Origin of the sequence: Ruminococcus sp. (assembly GCF_017650195.1) — a bacterium.
In the GTDB taxonomy this organism is placed as follows: domain Bacteria; phylum Bacillota; class Clostridia; order Oscillospirales; family Ruminococcaceae; genus Ruminococcus.
On the sequence record NZ_JAGCFH010000076.1, the window covers coordinates 1 to 25,777 of the forward strand.

18 protein-coding genes and 2 pseudogenes are annotated in these 25,777 nt (G+C 45.1%); 9 read left to right on the forward strand and 11 right to left on the reverse strand.

The genetic code is table 11. The annotated features are described in order from the left end of the window. The 7 genes and pseudogenes from J6U00_RS03040 to J6U00_RS03070 all read right to left on the reverse strand — a co-directional run. Positions 1–332, reverse strand: a 332-nt coding sequence (locus J6U00_RS03040) for a glycoside hydrolase family 11 protein (protein WP_296578672.1), incomplete at its 3' end; no start/stop codon positions are given. Between the two features lie 535 nt (positions 333–867). Further along, positions 868–3,110: pseudogene (locus J6U00_RS03045) on the reverse strand (AAA family ATPase). Position 3,111: 1 nt separating this feature from the next. Beyond that, positions 3,112–3,411, reverse strand: coding sequence for an ATP-dependent Clp protease adaptor ClpS (locus J6U00_RS03050; protein WP_296578675.1), 300 nt, complete (start codon positions 3,409–3,411; stop codon positions 3,112–3,114). A gap of 152 nt (positions 3,412–3,563) precedes the next feature. Then, positions 3,564–4,241: a hypothetical protein gene (locus J6U00_RS03055; protein ID WP_296578678.1), complete on the reverse strand. Its 678-nt coding sequence runs from the start codon at positions 4,239–4,241 to the stop codon at positions 3,564–3,566. An 11-nt stretch (positions 4,242–4,252) separates the two neighbouring features. Continuing rightward, complete coding sequence (locus tag J6U00_RS03060; RefSeq protein ID WP_296578681.1) at positions 4,253–4,933, reverse strand: hypothetical protein; 681 nt, start codon at positions 4,931–4,933, stop codon at positions 4,253–4,255. Continuing rightward, positions 4,923–5,810 carry an ABC transporter ATP-binding protein gene (locus tag J6U00_RS03065; RefSeq protein WP_296578684.1) on the reverse strand — a complete coding sequence of 296 codons (888 nt, stop codon included), beginning with the start codon at positions 5,808–5,810 and terminating at the stop codon, positions 4,923–4,925. The genes J6U00_RS03060 and J6U00_RS03065 overlap by 11 nt, the downstream gene beginning before the upstream one ends. Positions 5,811–5,828: 18 nt before the next feature. Then, the gene (locus tag J6U00_RS03070) at positions 5,829–6,200 is read right to left on the reverse strand and encodes a GntR family transcriptional regulator (protein ID WP_296578688.1); all 372 of its coding nucleotides are present in this window, start codon (positions 6,198–6,200) and stop codon (positions 5,829–5,831) included. A 931-nt stretch (positions 6,201–7,131) separates the two neighbouring features. Here J6U00_RS03070 and J6U00_RS03075 point away from each other — a divergent pair. Beyond that, complete coding sequence (locus tag J6U00_RS03075) at positions 7,132–8,076, forward strand: flavodoxin family protein (protein WP_296578692.1); 945 nt, start codon at positions 7,132–7,134, stop codon at positions 8,074–8,076. 237 nt (positions 8,077–8,313) lie between these two features. Here J6U00_RS03075 and J6U00_RS03080 read toward each other — a convergent pair. Next, positions 8,314–9,588: pseudogene (locus tag J6U00_RS03080) on the reverse strand (glycoside hydrolase family 11 protein); the annotation flags it as partial. A gap of 387 nt (positions 9,589–9,975) precedes the next feature. Between J6U00_RS03080 and J6U00_RS03085 the strand changes: the two are divergent. The 7 genes from J6U00_RS03085 (at position 9,976) to J6U00_RS03115 (ending at position 18,156) form a co-directional block, all read left to right on the forward strand. Next, positions 9,976–10,341: a diacylglycerol kinase gene (locus J6U00_RS03085; RefSeq protein ID WP_296578697.1), complete on the forward strand. Its 366-nt coding sequence runs from the start codon at positions 9,976–9,978 to the stop codon at positions 10,339–10,341. Further along, complete coding sequence (locus tag J6U00_RS03090; RefSeq protein ID WP_296578700.1) at positions 10,338–10,934, forward strand: CDP-archaeol synthase; 597 nt, start codon at positions 10,338–10,340, stop codon at positions 10,932–10,934. The genes J6U00_RS03085 and J6U00_RS03090 overlap by 4 nt, the downstream gene beginning before the upstream one ends. Before the next feature lie 15 nt (positions 10,935–10,949). Further along, on the forward strand, positions 10,950–11,864 hold the full coding sequence (locus tag J6U00_RS03095; protein WP_296578702.1) for a UbiA family prenyltransferase: 915 nt from the start codon (positions 10,950–10,952) through the stop codon (positions 11,862–11,864). After that, positions 11,861–14,197, forward strand: coding sequence for a PEP/pyruvate-binding domain-containing protein (locus J6U00_RS03100; RefSeq protein ID WP_296578705.1), 2,337 nt, complete (start codon positions 11,861–11,863; stop codon positions 14,195–14,197). The genes J6U00_RS03095 and J6U00_RS03100 overlap by 4 nt, the downstream gene beginning before the upstream one ends. A 1-nt stretch (position 14,198) precedes the next feature. Further along, the gene (locus J6U00_RS03105) at positions 14,199–15,281 is read left to right on the forward strand and encodes a hypothetical protein (RefSeq protein ID WP_296578708.1); all 1,083 of its coding nucleotides are present in this window, start codon (positions 14,199–14,201) and stop codon (positions 15,279–15,281) included. A gap of 330 nt (positions 15,282–15,611) precedes the next feature. Beyond that, positions 15,612–16,166 (forward strand): RNA polymerase sigma factor, encoded by a 555-nt coding sequence (locus J6U00_RS03110; RefSeq protein WP_296578711.1) that lies wholly within the window; start codon positions 15,612–15,614, stop codon positions 16,164–16,166. Beyond that, positions 16,153–18,156, forward strand: a complete 2,004-nt coding sequence (locus J6U00_RS03115; protein ID WP_296578713.1) for a dockerin type I repeat-containing protein — start codon at positions 16,153–16,155, stop codon at positions 18,154–18,156. The genes J6U00_RS03110 and J6U00_RS03115 overlap by 14 nt, the downstream gene beginning before the upstream one ends. Before the next feature lie 231 nt (positions 18,157–18,387). Here the strand turns inward: J6U00_RS03115 and J6U00_RS03120 are convergent, their stop codons facing one another. From J6U00_RS03120 to J6U00_RS03130, 3 genes are all read right to left on the reverse strand, one after another. Further along, entirely contained in the window at positions 18,388–21,354 is a 2,967-nt protein-coding gene (locus J6U00_RS03120; protein WP_296578715.1) for a glycoside hydrolase family 11 protein, read from the reverse strand. 364 nt (positions 21,355–21,718) lie between these two features. Beyond that, complete coding sequence (locus J6U00_RS03125; protein ID WP_296578717.1) at positions 21,719–22,522, reverse strand: hypothetical protein; 804 nt, start codon at positions 22,520–22,522, stop codon at positions 21,719–21,721. A gap of 110 nt (positions 22,523–22,632) precedes the next feature. Next, the gene (locus J6U00_RS03130) at positions 22,633–23,748 is read right to left on the reverse strand and encodes an EpsG family protein (RefSeq protein ID WP_296578719.1); all 1,116 of its coding nucleotides are present in this window, start codon (positions 23,746–23,748) and stop codon (positions 22,633–22,635) included. A gap of 684 nt (positions 23,749–24,432) precedes the next feature. Here J6U00_RS03130 and J6U00_RS03135 point away from each other — a divergent pair. After that, positions 24,433–25,767 carry a potassium transporter TrkG gene (locus tag J6U00_RS03135; RefSeq protein ID WP_296578722.1) on the forward strand — a complete coding sequence of 445 codons (1,335 nt, stop codon included), beginning with the start codon at positions 24,433–24,435 and terminating at the stop codon, positions 25,765–25,767. Positions 25,768–25,777 lie beyond the last annotated feature (10 nt).

The following is a 25,777-nucleotide window of genomic DNA, read 5'->3' on the forward strand; positions in this document are numbered from 1 at the left end:
CACATATACGAATTTCCTCTTGGTGTGTACTCTACATCGTAGGTAAGTACGATATTTCCGAATGCCTTGTAGTTTTGCTTCTGACTGTCGAAATTCTTGCCCATACGTGCAAGGAAGTTTTCAATGTTGCTCCATGAGCAGGTGAAGGAACCTGCGCCGGGATTCATAGATACCTGTCCCTGTCCGTTCTGGTTCCACATTTCGTAGTCATAACCGCCGATATTACCTCTGTCCTGCTGGTCAGCAGCAGAAGCAACTGCGGGTATGCTTGCTGCGATCATCATTGCCGAAACTGTACCACTGATGATCTTCTTGAATTTTTTCAGCTTCACTTCGATCACTCCTTTGAGTTATTTTGCCGGGTTAAAATGTGTGATATTTGTAAAGACCAGTAATCCCCGTGAACGAGCTCGTTATATTTATCTGTTTATTATTATATAATTTTGGCAAAATCAATGCAAGCCATTTTTTGCTCTTACTATACTCTTCGACCAAATATTGCGAATTTATACAATTTGTATATGGCTAAAAATCGGCAAAAACAACGCATTACCTTACAAAAAACGCAAAAAATAATAAGCGAACAGGCTTTGAAATTTTTTCTTTCAGGGGCATAAAAATAGTAAAAAATTGTTATTTTCTCTTCATCTGAAAAAGCCTGCTCGCTAAAACAATTTATTTATGCTCTGTAAAAATCTCGTTTCTTTTCACACTGAATGCAGCATCACTGCCGACGCATATTTTTTCCATGTCAGCTCCATTTATGTCCTTCATGAAAAAATGGCAACACCGAAAAATATTATATTCCGGTATTGCCTGATCGTACATTAATTCAAGTACATTATAAAATTGTTATTATAAATCAAGTCATTTTTTTCCCTGCTTTCCGCCTTTGTTTCCGTTAACAGAGATATTGAAATTACCATTTTTCGCGGTGAGAGTAATAGTTCCGCCCTTTTTCAGTCTTCCGAAGAGCAGTTCGTCCACGAAGAGGGGCTTGATCTCATTCCTGATTACGCGGTCTACCTCTCTTGCGCCGAATTCGCGGCTTATGCCTCTTTCCTTCACGAGTTCCCTTGCGCTCCTGTCAACTGATATCTCGGTCTTCTTAGCTTCAAGCTGCTGTGCAAGCTCACCCAGCTTCTTTTCCACAACTCTTTCAGCCATTGCGTCGTCCATGCCGTTGAATACTACTATCTTATTGAGCCTATTTCTGAACTCCGGCTGGAAGGTCTGCTTAACCGCCTCCATAATGGCGCTGCTATCGAGGCTTCCACTCTGAAAGCCTATAGTGCTCTTGCCGATGCGATTAGCGCCAGCATTGGAGGTCATTATTATTATGACGTTCCTGAAATCAGCTTTTCTACCCTGATTATCGGTAAGCGTCGCATAGTCCATGACCTGTAGGAGTACGTTGTATATATCGCTGTGAGCCTTTTCTATCTCATCAAGGAGGAGTACAGCCGACGGACTCTTTCTCACAGCTTCCGTAAGCAGTCCGCCATCCTCATATCCACATATCCTGCCGGAGAGCCTATTAGCTTTGCGACAGCATGTTTTTCGCCGTATTCGCTCATATCGAAGCGTATCAGCTTAACGCCCAGCTCCTCCGCCAGTCTCTTTGCAATCTCGGTCTTTCCCACACCTGTAGGACCCACGAACAACAGACTTGCCAGCGGCTTATTCTCGTCGAGAAGTCCTGCTTTTGAGTACTTCACGGCGTTTACCACCTGTGTCACAGCCTCATCCTGTCCGAATATCTTTGCCTTGAGCTTTCCTTCTAACTCCGCAAGACCTGTAACGTCATCCGTGGCGACGGTCTCCACCGGCACCCTGCATATAGTGGTCAGCACCTGATTTATGATATTCTTGTCTACAATACTCAGCTTTCCTTGCATCGGGTGCAGCTTCACATAAGCCCCTGCCTCATCAATAAGGTCGATAGCCTTGTCGGGGAGGAACCTTTCATTTATGTACTTTGCGCTCATGCTCACGGCATATCTGAGCACTCCCTTGGCGTATTTCACCCCATGGAAGCTCTCGTACTTCTGCCTGAGCCCTTCAAGTATCTCAACTGTCTCATCTTCTGTAGGCTCTTTTATCTCCACGTTCTGGAACCGCCTTACAAGGCTTTTGTTCTTCTCGAAATACTTCTTGTACTCCTCGAATGTAGTGGCGCCTATAAAGCGTATCCTCCCGTCCGCGAGGTAGGGCTTCAGCATATTCGAGGCGTCGAAGGAGCCCTCTCCTACAGCACCTGCACCGGAGAGATTATGTATCTCATCTATGTAGATTATAGGCTTTTCCTCCTTGCCTATCTCCGAAAGCACTTTCTTGAAACGCTTTTCAAAATCGCCCCTGTACTGTGTGCCTGCAAGCATACCGCCGAGGTCGAGAGCGAAAATCCTTGCACCAGCAAGGGGTTCCGGCACCATTCCGCTGTTTATGAGCTGTACCAGCCCGTAGGTAATAGCAGTTTTTCCAACACCAGGTTCGCCTATGTGAAGCGGATTGTTCTTTTCCTTCCTGCACAGTATCTGTATAGTCCTGTCCAACTCGGCTTCACGTCCTATAAGAGGATTAGCATCTCTGAGAGTATCGTTGAGGCAGGGAGCATATAGCCTCCAGCCGCTCTGGCTTTCCTCGGGGTCGCCTGTTCTGATCTCGCCAGTCTCGTTTACCTTTTCATACTCCTCTATCTCAGCCATTTCCTGCAAGAGGTCAGCCTCTGCGATCCCCTGCTTCTCCATGAAGTATATGGCATAGCAATCATCAAGGTTCCACAAGCCGTGGATTATATGTCTCAGGTGTACCTTCTGAGAACCGCTGCTGTATGCGCTTTTTGCAGCATAGTTCATGAGCATGTTCACGCCGTCAGAGAGCTCCGGCATTTCCACCTCAGCCTTTTCCATGTACTCCTCTGCATACTCCTTAAGGTAGTCCTCCAGCATACCGGCATTTCCACCGCACTCCTCAAACGCCTCTGTAAATACCCTGTCCCTCAGCATCATCAGCAGGAGAAGCTCAGGGGTAACGAACTCATAGTTTCTTTTCTTTGCGTATTCCATGGCCTGATAGAGTATATCAAGCGCTTCCTTTGACAGATCCATTTCAAGCCTCCTCCACAGTTACTCTCAACGGAAAGCCCTGTTCCTTAGCCCTATCCAAAGCGATCCTTGTTTTGGTGACAGCGATATCGTAAGGGTACTTTCCCACGACAGCCTGTCCGTTCTTATGGATATTCATCATAATAGCCTGAGCGGTCAACTCGTCCTTATGGAAGACGTCAATGAGTAACGCCACTACAAATTCCATAGTTGTGAAATCGTCGTTTATCATTATGACATTATACTGTTTTGGCTCCTTGAGCCTGTTTTTGGTACGTTCCTTAGCCGCACCCTTTACTGACATACCGTTCACCTCCGTTCTATTCGGCATTTTTATCTATTATACCACAGTCTGCTGTTAAAGTCAAAGAAAACCTCACATTCTCATAGTATCGACCTTACGCGAACCGCTGTCGGAGACAAAAAGCTGTCCCTGCATCTTACAGGGACAGCTTTTTACCTGTCGAGCACCAGAATGTTCTGATGATTGTTATAGTTCCTTCCGGACTTCTCCCACCACAGCTTCATGGCAAGGCATACCAGCAGGAAGCCTGCGATATATACCGTCGCTGCAGCTACTGCCGCCTGATGCAACGAAAGCCCAAAGCCGTAATTTGACAGCCTCATTCTTTTCAGCAACGGCACCTGATCTAAGAAAAGGATGAAAAGAAGTCCCAGAAATACCGTAATGAACTTGTTCTTCTGCTTTTGCATTGTCGCATTCAGCAGACAGGCAATGACAGTATCCACAGAATCAATGATGAGGAGGTCGGCTGCTGTGTCAGCTCCGCATCTGACCATTGCTATAGTGAAGACGAAGATATCCAGTACTATACAGAGCGCTCCTACAACTGCTACCGGAACTAAGGTAAAGAGTATCTTAGCCTGCGGCAGCGATCCGAAAAGTTTATAGCGTGATATTTTTACGTTCCCCCAGAAAAAAATTACTATCAGCATACAGTGCATCAATCCCATGACGCCGAGCATATCCCAATAATCCTTATCGCCTCTTTTCGCCGGATCAGTCGCCATAGCCACAAGAGCCATTATAGCTGTGCCCAGACCGAAAACAAGAAATATAATGCTGAAAGATGTCATAATATACATCTTCACTGCCCTTCCAAAATCCTTCATAGCTGACCTCCCTAATTATCCCAGTATTTTTTTCTGTAATTGATATGAACCGCCCTGAGCGAAATCGGCATAAGGAACGCAATCGCAGCAGCTGCAGCTATATGCGGAGCGCCTATCTTACCGTCAGTTAGACTCATAGCTGCATACCCCACACCGATCGTGAGAAAGAAAACTATCGAAAAGCAGACACCGGCAAGAGCCTTGTTTCCCAGAAGCTTTAAAAACATCGAGACAGCAACAAAGAGCATGATGAATATAAACGTGGAGATACAGCTGTTAATGCCATACTTCAGCTTAATTAAGCCTGTTGCATCAAGGATCACCACTACCGCTAAATAGGCAAGCGTTGTAAGTATACGCTCGGCTGCAGTCATTATATCCGCTCTGACAAAGGTATCGAAGCCGCCCTTTACCGTTCGGAAGTACTTACCTCCCGGGGAGTCTTTTTCATAATACAGGAACATACGCAGCATTACTGTTATGCCACACCACACTGGCATTAGTGCATCAGCGGCCTCAGGGTTTAAAAATCCATCTCCGCTCATAAAAGAGATGAAACATAACAAAAATATACCTATCAAAAACATTCCCAGCGCAGTAATAGAAATCTTTGCCACATTTTCACAAAAGCCCTTGCCGTTATATATACGGTATGCTTCTGCATAAGTGATATCCGATCTGTTATTCTCCATCTTTTTCCGCCTTTCTCAGTATGCCGACACTGAGTTGCTGCAAGGTAGGCTTTTCTATGGCTGTATCAAGCTTTGACAGCAGCACCGTATTCTCCGCAGGAGCTATTCCTTCGAAATTTGTGCTGTTTCCGTTAAAGGACAGCATCAACTTTTTTGCCTCCTCAGCCTTGTCGGCTTCGCCATGAACAAGTACGTATTTCTCTTTCAGGTCCTCTACAAAGCCCTGCTCAGTTATCCTTCCGTCAGCCATAAATATCGCATAGTCCGTAGCATATTCCATGTCCGCAATATTATGGGTAGAAAATATTATGCTCTTCTGCCCGTTGCCTTCCGCTATATACTCTCTGAACATATCGCATAGCATATCCCTTGCAAGTGGGTCAAGTGAGGAAGCCGGCTCGTCAAGCACAAGGAGATTGGTATCCCTTGCAAGAACAGCAGCAAGATACGCTCTCATGCGGTTTCCGTCGGACATTTTAACAAGACTTTTCTGCTTTTTTTCATCCGGATCACCCAGCTTGAACTTTTTGCAAAGTCCTGCAAATTTTTCCCTGCTGAAACCATCAAAAGCAGTTTCCATAGAAGTCCTGATATTTTTAAGTTTCCAGTCAAAGGGGAAGAAATTAACCGATGAGCAGTAACCTATCCTGTTCCTTATCTTGGAACTGTCAATACCCTCGCTTCCGCCAAAATATACGGTACTCCCGGAATCCATGCCAGTAACTCCGCATATAACATCTATGAGAGTGGTTTTTCCGGCACCGTTGGCACCTATGAGAGCTGTCGAAAAGCCTGCCGGTATTTCAGTATTTATTTCGCCAAGAGTAAATCCGCTGTATTTTTTTACGATATTGTTTATTTTAAGTACATTTTCCATATATTATCCACCTTTCACTTACTCGTCAATAAGCCATAAAGTCCTGAGAGTACCGCAAAGCTCCTCCAGGCCAATACCTGCTATTTTTGCCGAATGTATTGCGTTTGTGAGGTCTTCCTCAAGCTGTCTCATATACTGCTCCTCCAGCATTTTTTTATCCTGAGCATTTACGAAATAGCCCTTTCCTTTTGAAGCTGTTATAAGCCCCTCCTCTGAAAGCTCCTCATACGCCTTCATGGTAGTTATGACGCTTATTTTCAGATTCTGAGCAAGTACTCTTATAGAAGGGAGCATATCACCGCTTTTCAGCTTCCCGGAAAGTATCTGATCTCTGAGCTGTGATGCTATCTGTTTGTAGATAGGTTCGTCTGAGTTCTGATATATTTTCAATACGGTTCCTCCTTTCGGTCACCCATTCCGTGCTTAACTGTTTATGTGTTCTATAAACAGTATATAACAGTTGCATGATTTTGTCAATAGTTTCCTTTCCTGAAAATCAAACAAAAATCGTATCCCGTTTATATGCACAATCTACAAAGGCAGATTTTTTATTCGATAAAGAAAAAAAATCCGCAGGCTCATCAATCTGCCTGCGGACTCGGTATATAGCGCTTTTCGGTTGTTTTCTCCTGTATTATTCAAAGAATAAGAATACTTTCAGGTGTTTATTATTATTGGAAAATACTCTATAAAAATTATACTATCATATAATTTTGAACATTTCAAGTTTCAACAGTAACAATTTTTTAGCCCAATAATTGTAATATTTATCGATTGATTTTTTATTTTAAATAGGGTATAATTTAAAAAAATGGGTAAAAATAGGCATTTTATCATCGTTTTTGTTTCAAATCATAAAACATTATCCGCTGTGAATGCAAATATTGCTCATCGGTTCGGGGGAACAGATAAAGCAGCGGAAATACCAGCGAACAGCTGTATAAGGAGGGGCTAAAAATGTTTCGCTGAAACATAGTAAAAACATAGTAACTTCAAAATCATTATGGAGAAATGGGATTCTGTCATTTGCAGAAACGTCTTAATCTAAAATCCACTACACATCTATTCAAAGGCAGTAAAAATGCATAATACAAAAATAAGAAAGATCATTATGTGCTTTTGATTCTTAATATTATCAGTATGATAGCTTTTCGTCTTAGTACATATATAGAAAACGCTTCAAAGACGCTTCAGCATCATTTTTGTTTTATTTTTATTTTCAATACTAAATCTGATAATGATAAATAAGATTCAAGGTAACGATCCCCACCCCTGAACGGCGGCTCTACGGCCTTCGTTCAATACGAAAAAGGAGTTTATTATGAATTTTAAAGTAATGGGTATAACCGCAGGACGTAAAAACAGCAACAGTGAAATATTATTAAAGGAATCGCTTCTTGCCTGTCAGGAACAGGGCGCAGAAATAACAATGATAAACCTCAGGGACTACAATATCCTTGACTGCACCGGCTGCACCTCATGTACAATGGGTATGTCCATGGGAAAAAATACAGGCTGCGTACTCGCTGATAAGGACGACAAGGACAAGATAATGCAGGTGATGCTGGATCAGGACGCTGTTATCTTCTCAGCTCCCACATACGCTCTCATGCCCTCGTCGCTCTTCCTTAAATTCATGCACAGAAACCTTGCCTATGAGACAGCTTTTCTTCAGAAGATAGGCGCTATACAGTCTCACGACCGTGTTGGAGCTCTCATTGCTGTAGGTGGCTCATACCGTTCATGGCAGTCCCTCAGCCTTGAATGTATGCAGATAACAACAGTAACCAACAGCTTCAAGGTAGTGGATATGTATATGGCTACTGGAGTTCCGGGCCCAGCTCAGGTCCTGCTCTATGAGGAAAAGCTCGCAAGGGCAAGGGAAATAGGCGAAAATGTAATGAAAGCTCTCAACACTCCCCCGGAAGAGCGCAAGTGGCTGGGCGATCCGGATACCGGCTGGTGTCCAAACTGCCACAGCAACAGTCTTTGTCTCGGTGATACTCAGTGGAGAGGTCTTAAGTACCCTATAGAATGTACAGTCTGCGGAGCCGGCGGCGACCTTGAAAAGACACCCGACGGCAAATGGAAGTTCGTTATCGCAGAAAATGGACTGGAACGCGACCGTACAACTGAGGAAGGACGCGGAGTACACTGCGACGAAATAGCTGAGGTACAGGGCGGCTTCTTTACTAATCCGGAGAATCATAAGCTCGTAGCCGAGAGGCTCCCCAAGTACACGAAGATACAGTTCAAAGGTCTCTGAGCTCAGGACAGCTCTGTATAATAAAAATACAAGCCATAGTATTTCACTTTTACTAAAAAGGAATACTATGGCTTTATTTTTGCGTAATTTTTCGGTAAATAGCTTTTGGTGTGGTTTTTAGTCCGCTGAACGTTCGTCTTTCTTACGACCACCATAAAAGTTTTTCACTTCATTTATCAAGCCGCTGATTTGGAGCCGAAAGAACTATCAGCCAGCCTTTTCTGATCCAGAGACTTCGTCTACGTAAAAGTCTGTAAGGCTGTCGGGCGATTCAATGTAAAGCTGGAGCTTCTCGGCTCCCTCAGGTATCACATAAGCTGGATTCTCTAGAGTTATCCACTCGCCGCTCTTTGCCTTTGCAAGAGCAACCTCGTCGTACTTCTCGCCTTCATAATTATACTGCATGGTCATCTTCATGGTGACTTCTTCTCCGCTGTTCTGCATTACCTTTGCCTTGAAGCTGTACGCCTCGCCTGGCTTGTAGGTGTCACTACTGAGCATTATCGCCGCACCGTTCCAGTTATCAGTCCTTCCGCTTACGGACAGGCACTGCTTGCCGGCATAGGCATTGTCCATATCTATAGTAACAAGCGGACCGCCTCTGGTCATCCAGTTTTCGACGCCATTCTCAAAGCCTATCTCGAAGAAACCTACCTCCTCTGGAGTGGTATTGTCGGCGGAGTTTATCTTTGCGATAGCCTCCTTGTCAACGGTTACCTCAATATCTTTTGCCTCGGAGTAAGTACCCTCCACCTTAAGCTCGTTCTTGTATATAGTTGCCTTGCCTTGTGACTGGTATCCCTCGATATTAAGAGCTACCTCGTACATCTTTCCGAGCTCGAGGCCGCACTGCTTCCATGCGTCGAAATGCTTGGACACAGATATAGTGCCCTCTATCTTTGTGCCGTTTGCCTGGGGCTTTGTCTGCCTTACGCTCCAATACTGGTCAAAGGTCTGGATATCGTCTATTGAGGGCTGCTCCACTCTTGTGGTCTTGTATATATCATATACGCCGCCGTCAACCTTTACGGTACCAAGAGCCATAGGAGCTCCGGGCGGACGCCACGTTCCCCATGATTCTACTATATAATACTCTATGAGCGGCTCTCTCGTCCAGCCGTAGACACACATATATGAATTGCCGTCAGGCTGGTAGTCTACGCCGTAATCTATGGAAATATTTCCCATTTCGTCGTAGGTCTGGGTGCAGTCATACTTCTTTCCTCGTCTGAATAGAGCGTTGTTTATGTTGCTCCACTCACAGGAGAAGCAGCCGCCACCGGGCTCAACATTAAATGTTGTATCTCCACTGTCCTTCCACAGCTCGTAATCGTAGCCGTCAGCCGTGTCTGTAACATTCTCTGTGAATACCAGTGTTTCTCTTTTTTCTGTTTCTTTTGAAGAATCAGGTTTGCTGGAGTTACTGTTAGCACCGTTGCAGCCTGCTGATACACTCATCATGCATATAAAAGCCGTAACTATCGAGAGTTTTCTTATAAAACCTTTTAACATCCGGTCATTGACCTCCATTCGATTCATATTGACTGGCTAAGCGCAGTCATTACTATTATTGATTGTACCATATACAAATAATTTTACAAGTCATTTTTTGCGGCAGCTCGGTCAAATATTGCGTTCAATCACAAAGGAAGTTTTCACTTTTTACCTGTAGCAAGCGGAAATCATTGACCGCAATAAATGGTATGGCAGCTTTCACAGGATAATCAGTCCTCTGTATCCGCTATAACTATCGTGCATAAGGCATTACAGATTGTCCTGGATATTGGTCTGGACTTAAATAGTGACAAATGTCACTGAGAAAATGACATTCATTACTTGAGAAAGGTTCGCAGAATAAATATAATAAAATCATGAGAAATCACTTTGGAGGTGCTTTTTATGAAAAACAAAAATATCTTTCAGAGCATAAGGTGTGCTGCAAACGGTATCGCCGAATGCTATAAAAGCGAAAGGAACTTCATGGAGTATACGGCTATTGCCCTTTTCGTCCTGATGCTTAATATCCTGCTCCACTGTGCAGTATGGGAGTACATTGTATTCTTCGCACTTGTGACCGCAGCCTTCTCGGCGGAGTTCCTCAACACCGCTATCGAGCGAGTTATCGACACATACGATAACACAGTAAGCGAAAAAAACCGCTTCATCAAGGACGCAGCCGCAGGCGGCGTGCTCGTGATAGCTCTGGCGTTCTTTGCATCAGAGGCCGTCATACTCGTGCCAAAGGCTCTGGCGCTGATAAAATGAGACTGGCTTCTGAAATAGCACAGATTTATGCAACTCTGACCTCAGTCATAATTGCAGGCGTGCTGAACATGATATTCGTGAAGTTGCCGATATTCAGGGGGCTCAGCAAACCCATTGACTGCGGAAGATGTCTGAGTGACGGCAGGAGGCTATTCGGTGACAACAAAACCTGGAAGGGCTTTCTCGGAATGGTCGCTTTGGGCGGCATATCTCAGGTGATATGGAGCACGGTATGCTGTTCTGTTCCGGCAATGGCGGAAAAAAATCAGTTCATTTCCGCTCACGGCATCAGTCTTGCAGCAAATCTCGGCGCGGGACTTATATTTGGTCTTGCTTACGCTCTCTTCGAGCTGCCGAACAGCTTCATAAAGCGCAGGCTCGGCATTGTGGCAGGTAAAACGGACAAGGGCCTCAAAGGCGCGTTATTCTATGTAATAGACCAGATAGACTCCCTTCTAGGAGTAGTCCTCTGTCTCAGTTTCCTCTGCACTATCAGTTTCGCCCAGTACTGGCTTTACATACTTGTGGGATTTTTTACACATTCGGCTGTAAACCTGATACTCTATGCTCTCAGGATACGCCGGAACATATAAAGGGAGGGAACTACCATGTTAAAACGACTAGATATATACTTCAAGGAGATGTATCCACTCTTGCCGCGACTTCTCCTAGGATTCATAGTTTTCGGCGAGATATACTTCATCGTACTGCTCAATAACGGGATCACGAATTTCAGCATATCATTTGCCGAATTCATAGGCGGCTTCACTGTATTCAGCTTTCTGTGCTGGCTCAGGATAGCCGACGACTTCAAGGACTACGAGCTTGACTGCCGCCTTTTTTCGCAGCGTCCGCTGCCCTCTGGAAGAGTTACAAAAAAGGACCTTGCAATATTCATAACTTCGCTTATCGCGGTAACTGTACTGCTCAATTTCGTTTTCCTCAATAACTTCCTGTTCTTCCTGTTCCTTTATATTTATGGCACTCTCATGTCGTTGTGGTTCTTCCAGAAAAAGAAGATACAGAAAAGCCTTCCACTGGCACTGATAACACATAATCCGGTGCAGATGATACTGAATATATATATTATCTCCTTCACCTGCATAAAGTACGGTCTTTCAGCATTTACTCTCACCAACTTTCTTGCAATGATGACACTCTATTTTCCAGCTCTTATATGGGAGATATCCAGAAAGATAAGAGCCCCAAAGGACGAAACAGAATACGTTACCTATTCAAAGCTCTTCGGCTACAAAAAGCCAGTAAGGTTCGTCCTCATACTCACTATAGTTGATATAATCACAAATATACTCCTTGTGTACAGGCTCAGTTTGCTGTCCGTGGCAGCTCTGCTCATAAACACCGCATGGATGACCTACAAGTTCGTAGAGTTCATGGACGACCCTACAAAGTTCAAGCTTGTTGACAAGGTGGAGAAATACACATACATACAGGAGAGCATAATGCTCATTACAGTCGCAGTCTATATCATCTCAAGCAGATCAGGAGTGATGATGTTATGATCACAGAGAAGAATTTCAGGAAATACAGAATAGGCGCAAAGGCGCAGAGACTGTTCATCATGAGAGAGAACGGTCTCAATGTTCCGGAACTGGTCTGCGTTCAGAGCGCAGACAGCCTCAGGGACTTCCCCTTCGATATGAACGGGCTCTACTCGGTGCGCTCATCAGCTGACTGCGAGGACGGAGATTCGATGTCCTTTGCCGGACAGTTCAGCACCTGCCTCAATGTTAGAGGCATAGAGCTCGGCAAATACGTGAGAAGGTGTCTCTCCTCGTCTGAAACGGCTGAGGAATATATGATAAGCATGGGAAAGGACCCGGAGGAAGCACATATAACAGCTATCATACAGAAAATGGTCCCGTCTGAGCTTTCTGGCGTAATCTTTACCGCAAACCCTCAGGGCATACTCAACGAGACGGTAATAGTCGTGGGAAGAGGTCTCGGCTGTAATGTGGTGGAAGACAGGACGGACGTTACACACTATTATTACAATACCACCGATGACCTTTACTGCCTCGAAAGGCAGAACGATTCTCCCCTGCTCACCGATGAACAGCTAAAGGAGCTCATTAATATATCGAAAAAGATATGCTGTATCTTCGGCAGGCGTCAGGACATAGAGTTCGCAGTAGAAAGCGGAAAGATATACGTATTACAGTCAAGACCTGTGACTTCTCTCACCGACGACGCAGTAACCGTTCTTGACAGCAGCAATATCTCCGAGAGCTATCCCGGCATATCACTGCCCATGACGGAAAGCTTCGTCAGCGAGGTCTATTATCAAGTGTTCAGAAGCTGCATAAAAAGAGCTACAAAAAACGACGGCACTGCCGAACGAATTGACGCTTCATTGAGGAAGATGACCGACAGTGCAAACGGCAGGATATACTACCGCATAAGCAACTGGTACGATATAATACTCCTACTCCCCTTCAGTAAAAGAATTATCCCCATATGGCAGGAAATGCTTGGAGTAAGGGATAAGGAAGTCACTCACGGTGATAAAAAAGCAGGTTTCATGACCAAGCTCAGAGTAACAACTTCCTTCTTTCAGCTTCTCTCCACAAACCGCAGGAATATGAAGGAACTGGAGGAATACTTCGGCGATGTCTATAAAAGATATTCGAACGCCATATCTGGTACCGATGACCCGGAGACTCTTCTTGAGCTGTACTGCGGCCTCAGAGACGAACTTGCTGAGCACTGGGACTTAACACTTGTAAACGACCTGTATACCTTCATTTTCACAGGTCTCCTCAAAAAGTGCCTTACAAGAAAATACGGCGAGAAGGGGCAGGAGCTGACAAATCTATTCATAGCTGGCAGCCGTGATATCGAAAGTATGAGACCGGTAAAAATGCTGGCCGATATAAAGAAGTGCTTCACTGAAAGCGGCGCTCTTGACGACCTACGTTACGTGACCGACGAGGAAAGTTTTGAACGGGCTCTAAGCAAGTGCAGCAACGGCGCAAGGCTCATATCGCAGTATATTGACCTTTACGGTGACAGATGTCCCGAGGAACTGAAGCTTGAAACAGTCACCTACCGCATGAAGCCTTATCTGCTTGCGAAAAATATCGTAAGTGCAGCAGAATGCGGAACCACAACGGAAAAAGAGCTGCCAAAGCGTGGAATACTCGCGGATATCTTCGCAAGAAAAGCCGCAGCAGGCATAAGACTGCGCGAAAGCTCCCGTATGTCAAGGGGAAGAATATTCGGTCTGGTTCGCGAGATTATTAACAAGACCGCTGAGGCTCTCTGTGCTCAGGGGCGTCTCAGCAATTCCGATGATATCTACTATCTCAGATTCGATGAGCTGTTTGAAGCTGTGGGAAATAAAAATACGGAGCTCAGAGAGCTTGTGAGAAAGCGCCGTGAGACCTACAGGAGCTTTGAAAAGCTACCGCTGTATTCAAGACTTGTATTCGCAGGTGAGCCCGTTGACAAACAGCTGGCTGACGCCTCGGCAGGAAGCCTAATAAGCGGCGACACCCTCAGGGGTATACCATGCTCTTCTGGCGATGCAGAGGGCGAGGTCCTCGTGGTGGACAAGCTCACTCCCGACCTTGACAGCGACGGGAAAATAATCGCTGCAAAAATGACTGATCCCGGCTGGGTATTCCTTCTCAGCAGGTCGGCAGGCATAGTCTCGGAAAGAGGCTCACTCCTTTCACATACGGCTATAATCTCAAGGGAACTAAAAAAACCTGCAGTCGTCGGCGTCAAGGAACTATTCTCCACTGTAAGGAACGGCGACAGGATACGCATAAACGGCTCTACGGGAACAGTGACCATACTTGAAAGAAAGATCACAATGAATGAGGCGATATAGTATGAAATATACTGCATATACCTTCACGGCAGACAGCAGCAAGGAACTTGCAGATTTCCTTTCACTGCCGAAAAAGCTTTACAAAAAGAATGAGCTGCCCCAGGACAGAAAGGAGGAGAGAGCTCTCCTCCGCGGCACCCATACCCTCAGCAGGTATTTCAGGGTGATACCTGTGATAGTCAGGGACGGTAACGGAAAAGCTGCCGCAAGGTGTGCAGTGACCATATATCCTGACCGCTCCTGCGCTTACTTTGGCTTATTTGAGTGCATAAACGATAGAAACGCCGCGGAAGCTCTATTTGAATGTGCCGAGAAAACAGCATCAGCAGAAGGCAAAATTTCACTAGTGGGACCAGTTGACTGCTCATTTTGGATACGCTACAGGCTAAAGACAGACAATTTCGGTTCACCTTACACAGGTGAGCCATACAATCCTGACTACTATGCCGGTCTCCTCGAGAGCTGCGGCTTCGACAGCTGCGGCGAGTATATATCAAATCAGTTCGGCAGGATACCAGAGGGGTACAGGGACGGAAAATTCAGCAGACGTCTCCCTCAGTTCATACAGAAAGGCTATGAGCTGAAAAGCCCGGACAGTAACAGCTTTGACCGCTGCCTCAGTGAGATATACCATCTGATAATTGAGCTTTACAGCGACTTTCAGACCTTCAGCTCAATAACCGAGGAGGAATTCACAGCACTTTACTCTCCGCTGAAACATATTGCGGACTTCTCAATGGTAAAGATAGCTTATTTCAAGGGGGAAGCTGTGGGATTCTTCGTATCGATACCCGATATTGGCAATGCCGCAAGGGGAAGTCTCACTCCCTCAAAGCTGATGAGGATACTTCGCACTAAGAGAAAATGCAGTCAGTATATACTCCTCTACCTAGGCATAAAGCCTGAGCACAAAGGGCTTGGTAAGGCGCTCACTGACGAGCTGTGCCGCACCCTGGCGGGAAACGGTGCTGAATCCGTAGGGGCTCTCATACGCGCAGGAAAGGTGAACGGTAGCTATTTTAGCAAGCTCGTTCAGAAAAAATACGAGTACAAACTTTATAGCAGGGAGGTCTCTCCCTGCTGAAGATTAAGAATAAAATCAACGTTAAGTATGCCGCCGCATGGCGGCATATTTTTTTACCTTTCCAAAACACGGAGCGATGTGACTAACGCCCCATACAATAGCCTAACGGCTCAAATCAAATTTTAACCGCGCAGACGTTGATTTCTGATGCATTTCATGGTATAATTATTATGAGTAAGTATGCGTTAACCGCAGCAAAAAAAGATCATGGTCAGGGATCGTTTGGCTATGCAAACAATTTTATGAAGAAAATTTCAGTATCACTAAGATAATCAGTAAATTTTTACGTCTAATATTATGAAAGGCGAAATTTTCAGAAAGGAGCCTGTCATGGATAATGGTTCAAGTAGCTACAGCCGTTATCTGGCCGGCGATGATGCCGCTATGGGCGAGCTTGTCCGGGAATATATGGACGGGCTCATCATATTTCTCAACAGCTTTACCAATAACCTTTCAGAAGCTGAGGATCTGATGGAAGAAACTTTCTTCAGACTTGCTTACAAAAAACCGCGATACACAGGAAAAAGTTCATTCAAGACATGGCTATACTCCATTGCAAGAAACCTTGCAATAGACAGCCTGAGGAAACGGAAGGGCATATCTCACGTTTCCGTCGAGGATTGCACCGATCTTTCAAGCAGCATTGATATTGAGGAACAGTATATCAATGAGGAACGAAAGGTCATTATCCACAGAGCTATTTCAAAACTCAGGGATGAATATCGTCAGGTAGTGTGCCTGATATACCTCGAGGGCTTTTCCAACGCTGAAACGGCGATAATAATGAATAAAAGCAATCGCCAGATAACTAACCTTTTATACCAAGCCAAACGAGCTCTCAAAGTTGAACTTGAAAAGGAGGGAATAACGTATGCGGGACTATGATGAAGTCACACAAGCCATACTCAAACGGCGTGATGAACAGATAGCAAAGGACAAACGCAGAGCCATTACTATAAAGCGCTGTGCTGCTGCCGCTCTTGCTTGCTGCGCTGCTGCCGTGATAGGTACGGGCATTGTAAGGTATGATAAGAGCAATTTTATTCAGCCTGACATCACCGATGTCACGCCTGCGGAAACCACTGGCTCAAGTTCCGGCAATGAGAGCATAACAACCACATATAACTCAAACGACACTGTAAAGATCACAACGGCGTTGTCTGAGGCTGCTGCGGAAATTACCCGTAAACGGGCAGATGAAAATATTATAGTGACAAGCCCGGCTGAGCCCGGCGCTTTCTGCACTGTCACTTTAAAAAACAATGAGAGTTCCGATACAGCGAGCAAAAACAACGACGTAACATCTTCGGGACGTGTGACTGTAGCGTCTGTAACCACTACAGTCACGCCTTCCGCCGTGTCAATCCACGAGGAGCGCATGAATATGCAGAGATTACCTGCATATCTGTCAGCCCTCACAGCATCAATGTCAACTGTTTTCTCTAAATCAGTCACCGATTACCATGTAAACAGCGACAGATACCCGAAACAGAAAAACGGAATTGAAAATATCACCAAAAACGGAATGACTACCGACCTTAATTCAGACGGCAGATCAGACCTTACAGACTGCTTCCTACTTTCGCTCTACTGTATGGCGGACGGTAATAACAGCTCCGCCGGAAGCAGCAGCGATGAGGTAAATCAAAATATAATCCTTAATGCTGACTACAATAACGACGGCAGCATTAATTACGACGACGCCTATATACTTATATGCGATTACCTCCTCAATAACAGGGTGACCTACAAGGACGTCCATCCGGGAACGTACGACCCTGATTTTAACGGAAGCATAAATCTCCCGGTCTTCTATGACAGCGACGAAACTTCCTTCGCAAGAATGGTGAGCGATTTGTCACATCAGCTGCTCATAGACCAGTACATCATCGAGGATATGGTTGATAACGATATCCTCGACCTTGATGTAAACGAAGACGGAGTTGTGGACATAACCGATTTCACTTATCTCATGGTCAACGGAGAGAATTATCTCGACAGCTACGTTGTTCCTGTGGAAGGCGGATATGCAACTGCTCCAAGGCCTCATACAATAGAACTTCCGGATAATATCCGGAAAAACTGCAACAGGGTTTTCTATGCTAGGCCCTTCCTATATTACGACAACTCCTACGAGGTCTCAATGTTTATATCCGGTCTGGGAAAATACTACGCTTCTCATACCATACTCATGCCGGAATACTTTGAAAACGATTTTTACGATGATATCATAGATTATGCAGACGAATACTCTATTGGAGACAAACTCCGCAGCAGCGCTATGGATATAGGTATAATCCCCGACGAGAACAGCTATTTCAAATTTGACAACGAGCTGTTTGAAAGCGGGTTCAGGACCTACTGCGATAACGTGCTGAGCGGAAAGCAACCTGAGCCAGACCTGAATATGGACGGAGCTGTGGACCACAAGGACTATGATCTCGCAAGCGCTTACATATTTGAAGTTGCTGCAGAGCACGATGAAAGCTCGGTTACAATGCCAGTGGACGTATGGAAAAACATCAGCAGCCGCTGCGACTTCAATCAGAACGGCACAAGCGGCGATATCTACGATATCTTTTTCGCTCAGATATATGTCCTCCTCACTGAGGACGACACAGCCGATACAGATACCGGCTCAGAAGCATACCCGAAGGATCCAGATACTATAAGCGGCGATGTAAACTGCGACGGCAGCATAGATATGTCTGACGCTGTCCTAATAATGCAGTATCTCTCCAATCCTAATAAGTATCAGATCTCAGAACACGGAATATCAAACGGTGACGCAGACGGAAAGGGCAACGGCATCACGCTTACCGATGTCCTTGCGATACAGAATTATCTGCTTAACGTAAGTCACAGCGACCGTTGATATAAATCAAAGTTTTTTACTCCTCATTACTATCATAGGCAGCCGCCTGAACCGGCTGCCACATTTTTTAGAGTGTACCTTCCCAAATATAAAAAAAGCAAGAAAGCCGTGCTGCCTATGCACGGCTTTCTTGTTCTGATTTGTCCCTTACAATTTTGTTTCGGGAATTATATCAATCTGTGCGGCGCTATGTGCAGATGCACCGCACAGACCAATACCGAAAAGAATTATTTATGACATTGACCAGCTGTCGAAGCTAAGATCTCCGTTAGCGATGAAGTAAATGTCTGTTGCGCCGCTCGGGATCTCTGCAAGTACTGTCTCGATCTCTGTCATAGAGCCACCGGCAGGTACTTCGATATAGCTGATAGCGTCGCCTGTTCTTGAGCCTGATGTTACCTTGATGATAGCTCCGCTCTTCGAAGAAGCCTTAGCTGTAAGTATTCCGTCCTTGACATTCGAGAAGTCGACCTTGCTTACCTTAGCCCATTCGCCCTTCTTGAACTCAACTGTTGTGTCGCCTACTCCGGATACGCTTATGCCCTTTGACTCGTTAGCCATTGTAGCTGCACGTACTGTCTTTGTAGGATCAAGATTCTCGATCTGCTTAACACCGGTCATATCGCCTCTTGCGCTAAGTGTGCCGTTAGATGAGTTGTAAGTACACTCATTGAGCTGAGTTGAACGGTAGTTTCTGTCCTTTCCTCCGTTCATACGCATCTCCTGCTGACGTGAGTGGTATGCTACGTAGTACTTATCCTTGAAGAAGATTATCGAGTGGTGGTTGTTACCGCCGTTGTCGATGCCCTGTGTTCCTGTGTTCTTGAATACGTTACCCTTCAGCTGGCTCGATGTCCAAGGTCCGAGAGGATTGGTCGAGGTCATGTAAAGGATATCTGCGTTGCCGAAGCCTACGCCGTTGATATTTGTGCCGTTGGGAACGTTCCAGTTAGCACAGTATGAGTAGTACCATGTGTTGCCTATCTTAATAACACTGGAGTCCTCAAAGAGGTACGGTGTCTGCATTGTCTGCGGTGTGCCGTCCAGTGAGATCATGTCCTTGCCAAGCTTTGCAACACGACCTGTCTTCGGATTGGAAACATCTCTGTTATCAACACCGCCGCCGAAGAAGATGTATGCTTCGTCTGTAGCCTCGTCATAGTATACGCCGGGGTCAAACATCCATACAACGTCTGAGCAGTTAGGTGACTGACCTGTAATCAGTGCGTGTCCGAGAGGATCCTTCCAAGGACCTGTCGGGCTGTCAGCTGTAAGCACGCCGATACCGCCGCCGCTGTTTGCGAAGTAGAGGAAGAACTTCGGCTTGCCATCAATCATCTTCCATGCAGCATCAGGTGCCCATGAGCATGATGCCCAGCTTGCAGCACCGTTCTTGGTTCTGCCGTTTCTGCCTGCTACAGGAATAGCGCCGTGGTCTGTCCAGTTAACGAGGTCCGCAGATGAGATACAGTTGATAGTACCAACATCGTAGGAGTTCTCCTGTATTGTATTGCCGCTGTATTCAAAAGCGTCGTTTGTTGTGTAGATATAGAGTCTTCCGTCATATACCATCCAGCCGGGATCTGCACCGAAACGCTGTGTGGTAAGAGGATTGTTCTCGTTATCCTTCTTCCATGACTCTGCCAGAGATACGCTGCCGAACTTGCTTGCAAGTGCAGAAAGATCAACATCGGGACCTGCTGGTTTGTTTACGGGGAATTCCTTGATCTTGCCAAGTATGAATTCCTGTATGCAGACAAGGTCTGTTACGTCAAATTCCTTGCTCTGGTCTACGTCGGCTGCCTTCTGAGTCATTGAATCAGTGAAACCGCCTGCGATCAAGCCTTTTCTTGCAACTATCATGTCAAGAGCATCAATCTGCTCATCGAAGTTAAGGTCGCCGGGTGTTACCTTGCGTACCTTGGGCTGTCCTGCGCCGTCTATCGTTGTGCCCTTGGGAGCTCCGATAGCTTCGTCGATATAGAAATCAAAGTAATCGCTAGTGTCAGTAGTTTCAACATAGATCTGGAGATTAGAAGCTCCAGAAGGTATCTTATAGCTATCATTTGAAAGCTGTACCCACTCGCCCTTCGGAACTGTGGCAAGTGCAATCTGATCGTACTTTGTTGATGAACCGTCAGAATACTGAAGTGAAAGCTTGAACTCCTGTGACTCAGAGGAGCCATCTGTATAACAAGCATTAACTGAGAAGCTGTACTCCTCGCCTGCCTCGAAGGCACTGCCGAGCGAAAGGGTCGCACCGTTCCATGAATTTGTTCTGCCAGTAACAGCAAGTGACTTGCTTCCTGCATACTTAGCGCTGCTGCTTGTCTCAACAGAAGCTGCACCTCTGCCTGACCAGTCGCCCGCACCGCTCTCGAATGTATCGTGGAACCAGTAGCCGTCCTCGTCGGGCTCAGACTGTGTAACAGGCGTTGTAGTTGTCTCCTCCTCAGGATCTGGATTGGATCCAGTTGTAACTGTTACCTTCTTAACGTTAGCTGAACCGTTGGATCTGTAGCCCTCGATATTCAGTGATACCTCGTAGAGAGTACCGGACATATCAAGTCCTGCCTTTGACCATGCGTCAAAGTGTTTGGAAACGTCAATAGTTCCGCTCATATTGTTCTGGGTATTGTTTCTTGAACCACTGGTCTGTCTGATGCTCCAGTACTGCGGGAAAGTAGCTGTACCATCAAGCGAGGGCTGATTGTAACGCATTGTCTTGGCAATATCATAGGTATTGCCATTGAGTGTTACAGAACCCTTTCTCTCTGCTCCGTCTCCGGGTGGACGCCAGTCGCCCCATCCTTCAACGATGTAATACTCCATAAGAGGATTTCTTGTCCAGCCGTATACACACATATATGAGTTTCCTCTTGGTGTGTACTCAACATCATAAGTCAGTACGATGTTTCCAAAGGCTGTATAAGGTTTCTTCTGGCTGTCGAAGTTCTTGCCCATACGAGCAAGGAAGTTTTCGATGTTGCTCCATGAGCAGGTGAAAGAACCTGCGCTGGGGTTCATCTGGGCATTGCCCGTTCCGTTCTGATTCCACATCTCGTAGTCATAACCGCCGATGTTTCCTCTTGTTTGCTGGTCAGCAGCATTTACTACCGGAATAGAGGGTATTCCGGTGGCAAGCATCAATGCTGAAACCGTACCGCTGATAGCTCTTTTAAGTGTTTTTAGTCTCAAAATTCTCAACTCCTTAGTTTAATATTTGTTTGCCTTATGTTTCTGTTCGTGATTTATATTTGTTTACATTCCTCCTTATTAGTTAAAGTGGGATAACGCCCCCATCATAACCTATCATATTTTACATATATTATACACTGTTATCGAAGATTTGTAAAGATTAAACACAAAAAAAGCAATAAATGTTCAAATAAAAGCAATAATTGTAAAACAAACAGCAGGTCTCCGGAGAGTGTATTCAAATCAGTTTTTTACCGAATAACTGCAGATTATATTGTCTTTTTACTTATCTTGAGTAGCTGTCGGGGCATAAAAAAGCAGACATGATAAAAGTTTATCATGTCTGCTCAGGATAATATAAGGATCAGTTTTTGAAAAATTTTTCAGTAAGGTAATTGAAGGAGTTCTTGAACCACTTTTGCTTGCGTGCCATTCCTATAGAGCCGGTCACCTGATTCTCATTGTGTACGATGCCGACAGAAGCCTTGAACAGGGCTTTCTTCTTGTTTTCGTGAATGACCTCAGCCACAAGGAGCTCCTCGCCGTACATAAATATCTTCTTGCATACCGGCAGAAGGCTCTTTACGCAGTCCCTGCTGAGTATAAAGCAGCTGCCGTGAACGGCATAGACTGTGCTATCCTTCAAAACGCCTGTCTGAGGCTTCTTTGGCTTGAGTTCGCTAAGCTTGAAATACAGTCTGAAAAAGAGGTAGTTGGAATATGCGATCTTCCATATCATTACTCTCTTCTTTGAGGGTCTATCCTTTAAAAATGGGTTCTGATGAACTCCCGTTGCAGACAATACAATATCTGGGCTGATGCACCATATATCTTCAGAAACGTTCTCCACAGCTCTTTCAAAGAAATCCTGTTCCTTGAATTCTATGTCCGTATTCGATACCATTACCCAAGAATAATCGCTGACCGAGCCCTTAACGCCGTACAGGCAACCGTTCAGATAGCCAAGATTCTTTCCGGGATCAAATACCTTTGCTGATGGCATTACCTCTGCCATATCCCTTTTGAAGGCCTCAACGTCCTTGCAGGCATTGCAGGTGACCAGCAGCTGTATACGGTCAGCTGCTGTCTGCTTCAGCAGCCCCTTCGCAAATTCTATCACTTCTTTTTCGTTGTTATATAACGCAACTGCTACGGCAATATCTTTCATACATTCATTCCTCTTCTCTGATTATCCAGGCGATCAAGCCCACGGGTTATATCATACAACATTATCAGCCAGTTGTCAATAGCTTCCTCAGGCAAGACTGTCCGCAGCCGTCAGCCCTTCCAGAAAACGGAATGATAAGGGATATATGCGGCGCTGTGCTTCCTGCCAAGATAAAGTATATATCCAACGAAAAACAGCACATAGTACGAACACAGCACGAAAGATACCATTCCTACGCCCTTAGAGTCGAACTTCTTTTTGTATACCAGCCTTTTAGAAGTGTCGTTCTTAACTATTATCTGTATAGCCGGCATAGTGATTATCGCAAGTATAACGTATACCCTGTAAAACATATCGTTGCTGACTGCAAACAAAAGAAAAGCTATAGAAAACAGATACAGGTCGTAAAAATGCTTCTTCCAGTCGTCAAGCTCTATCCTGTTATAGGAGGAAGTGATCCAGAAGAAGTATCCCAGCACCACAAGCAGATATGCTGGATTGTCAAGTATCGAGGAGCTGTACTCTGAATAGTGCGAATAGCCCATCATCGCAAGCAATGGCGTCATTCGACGGGTCAAGCGGAGCAGATTGCATAACAGGAATACAACAGCCAGAATCCGCCATTTTCTCCTGTTCATCTTCACATGCAGCATAATCGGTATGACCAGCAGAAAATAAGCACTTTTGTGGAACTGAGCACCTGTCAGCGTCAGAAGGCAGAACAGTATCAATCCAGTAAACTTATGCTTGAATTTTACCGAATTGATATAGCAGCTCAGTCCACTGATGACAAAGCTGACAGCGCAGCACTGACGTATTATATTGAAGGTGGTCTGTAGATATATGTAGGGCTGGAGAGCTATAATTATAAGACAGTATATCCAGTATTCTTTATCAACAAATCTTCTTATGTAATAATACACCGAAATGAAGAAGAAACAGTTGACAACGAATATCAGCGCTGAATAGCTCGAAGTAAGACAATATACTATCCTGTTAAGCAGCACGTAGCCCTTTTCCATATAAAACGAGCCGGTGACTCCGATTATATTGAAAGCTCTGATATAGCTTACAGAATCTGCTCCGAGATTGATCGAACGAAACGAGGAGGTCAGAAAAAGATATATCATTCCAGTGGTAAGGACTATATCCTTACCGATCTTATAATGAGCATCTATTAACCATAGAAAGATAATAGCTGCCGGAATACTAAGGTATACAAACACAAAATAACAATTCCTTCCAGATAAAACTATTTGTCATAGATTTATGCCAGTTCAGGCAATGGTTCTCCGCTCCGGCTTCTGTACTGCCGCAGCACAAAATGATGTAAGTTCTATATATTCTCTTTGTACCTGAATATTGTTGATAGGATCAAGTTCTTTTCTGCGACGCTATTGTAGGTTGAATACTATTATGCTCTGTTTTTAGCATTTTCTGCATTAATCGCAAATTATTATATCACATCGACTTTCATAAGTCAATCAAAAAATTGGCGTTTTGGAGTGATATCTGGGTTTCAGGAGTGCTTTTTTCCGTTTCTGGTACAAAAAAGTCCAATGAGCAGTAATGATGGCAGTTCGGATATCTTCGATATACCGTTGTTTCGATAGTGTTAAAATTCTCCTGGCAGTAGACAGGAATGAAATTATTACAATTTGGAAAAGAAGTTTCAACTTTCTCCATATCCAGTACAAAAAGCTCCCACTCTGACTGTCCACGGATTCTGGAATAATTATTAACCCATAAAAAAAAGCAGCCGAAGCTGTCGTGTTTGAGTCAGAGAAATGAGTAATCAACAGTTTATACCCGTGAGTATTGCTATTTTTTAAATTATATGTTATAATATTACGACTGTATTGGCTTATACGCTAGACAGTCCGAAACAACTAACTATTCGGAGATACTATATGAAAAAAGACAAGACACTCCCAAAAAGCCACAACTCGTTCAGAACAATAAGTCTAGGTTTCATAATACTGATACTTACAGGAGCTCTTCTGCTTATGCTACCAATATCCTCGCGTAGCCGTGCTGTCACTCCTTTCAAGGATACGCTTTTCACTGCGATATCAGCATCCTGCGTGACCGGTCTGGTAGTGAAGGACACCGCCACCCACTGGTCGTTTTTTGGTCAGGCTATTATACTGACGCTGATACAGATCGGCGGTATGGGCGTTATAACCATAGGCCTGATGATAACTAGACTGTCGGGAAAAAGGATAGGGCTGAGCTTTCGCGGTATGATGCAGGATTCAATCTCAGCTCCTCAGGTAGGAGGCATACTCAGCCTGACAAAGTTCATCCTGAAAACCACTGCTATTATTGAGCTGACTGGGGCTGTCCTGCTATACCCTGTGTTTTTCCGGGATATCGGAGCCATAAAGGGTATATGGTACGCGCTGTTCCACTCGATATCAGCTTTCTGCAACGCCGGCTTCGACCTTATGGGTGTTAAGGAACCGTTTTCGTCAATGACAGGCTACGGCGACAATATCTATGTGAATACAGTGCTCATGCTACTTATAATCACAGGTGGCATAGGATTTCTCACATGGGACGATATAGTTCAGCACCGTCACCGATTCAAGAAATACCGTCTTCAGACGAAGGTCGTACTTGTGACATCGGGACTGCTGATAATTCTGCCTGCCTTATTTTTCTTCTTTGCGGAATACGCAGACGAGCCTGCGAAGGAAAGAGTGCTCCATTCACTTTTCCAGTCCGTCACAGCAAGAACGGCAGGCTTCAATACTGCGGACCTTTCAAAAATGCGAGAACCCTGCGCAATGCTGATGACAGTGCTGATGCTTATTGGCGGCTGTTCAGGCTCAACGGCAGGAGGCATGAAGACCTCAACCGTGGCTGTGCTTTTCCTTGCAGCTCTCAGCGTATACCGCCGCAAAAACGACATTGAATGTTTCAGCCGCCGTATTCCCGAGGATATCATACGCACGGCAGGCGCTATACTTTTCATGTATATGTCGCTGTTTCTTTCAACAGGTATAGCTGTGAGCCTGATAGATTCCCTTCCCTTAACGAGCTGCCTATTTGAAACGGGTTCAGCCCTTGGAACCGCGGGAGTTACTCTCGGAATCACGACATCTCTTTCTCTGCCATCCCATATCATATTGATGATACTTATGTTTGCAGGCAGAGTAGGCGGTCTGACGCTGATATATGCCGCCTTTGCCTCAAACAGCGAGGCTTCAAGGCTCCCGCAGGAAAAAATAACCGTAGGATAATAGTTATAAT

Bases quoted from the DNA above. Each gene is read 5' to 3' on its own strand.
- J6U00_RS03050 (WP_296578675.1), bottom strand. From the start codon at position 3,411: ATGTCAGTAAAGGGTGCGGCTAAGGAACGTACCAAAAACAGGCTCAAG.
- J6U00_RS03055 (WP_296578678.1), bottom strand. From the start codon at position 4,241: ATGAAGGATTTTGGAAGGGCAGTGAAGATGTATATTATGACATCTTTC.
- J6U00_RS03060 (WP_296578681.1), bottom strand. From the start codon at position 4,933: ATGGAGAATAACAGATCGGATATCACTTATGCAGAAGCATACCGTATA.
- J6U00_RS03065 (WP_296578684.1), bottom strand. From the start codon at position 5,810: ATGGAAAATGTACTTAAAATAAACAATATCGTAAAAAAATACAGCGGA.
- J6U00_RS03075 (WP_296578692.1), top strand. From the start codon at position 7,132: ATGAATTTTAAAGTAATGGGTATAACCGCAGGACGTAAAAACAGCAAC.
- J6U00_RS03085 (WP_296578697.1), top strand. From the start codon at position 9,976: ATGAAAAACAAAAATATCTTTCAGAGCATAAGGTGTGCTGCAAACGGT.
- J6U00_RS03090 (WP_296578700.1), top strand. From the start codon at position 10,338: ATGAGACTGGCTTCTGAAATAGCACAGATTTATGCAACTCTGACCTCA.
- J6U00_RS03095 (WP_296578702.1), top strand. From the start codon at position 10,950: ATGTTAAAACGACTAGATATATACTTCAAGGAGATGTATCCACTCTTG.
- J6U00_RS03100 (WP_296578705.1), top strand. From the start codon at position 11,861: ATGATCACAGAGAAGAATTTCAGGAAATACAGAATAGGCGCAAAGGCG.
- J6U00_RS03105 (WP_296578708.1), top strand. From the start codon at position 14,199: ATGAAATATACTGCATATACCTTCACGGCAGACAGCAGCAAGGAACTT.
- J6U00_RS03110 (WP_296578711.1), top strand. From the start codon at position 15,612: ATGGATAATGGTTCAAGTAGCTACAGCCGTTATCTGGCCGGCGATGAT.
- J6U00_RS03115 (WP_296578713.1), top strand. From the start codon at position 16,153: ATGCGGGACTATGATGAAGTCACACAAGCCATACTCAAACGGCGTGAT.
- J6U00_RS03125 (WP_296578717.1), bottom strand. From the start codon at position 22,522: ATGAAAGATATTGCCGTAGCAGTTGCGTTATATAACAACGAAAAAGAA.
- J6U00_RS03135 (WP_296578722.1), top strand. From the start codon at position 24,433: ATGAAAAAAGACAAGACACTCCCAAAAAGCCACAACTCGTTCAGAACA.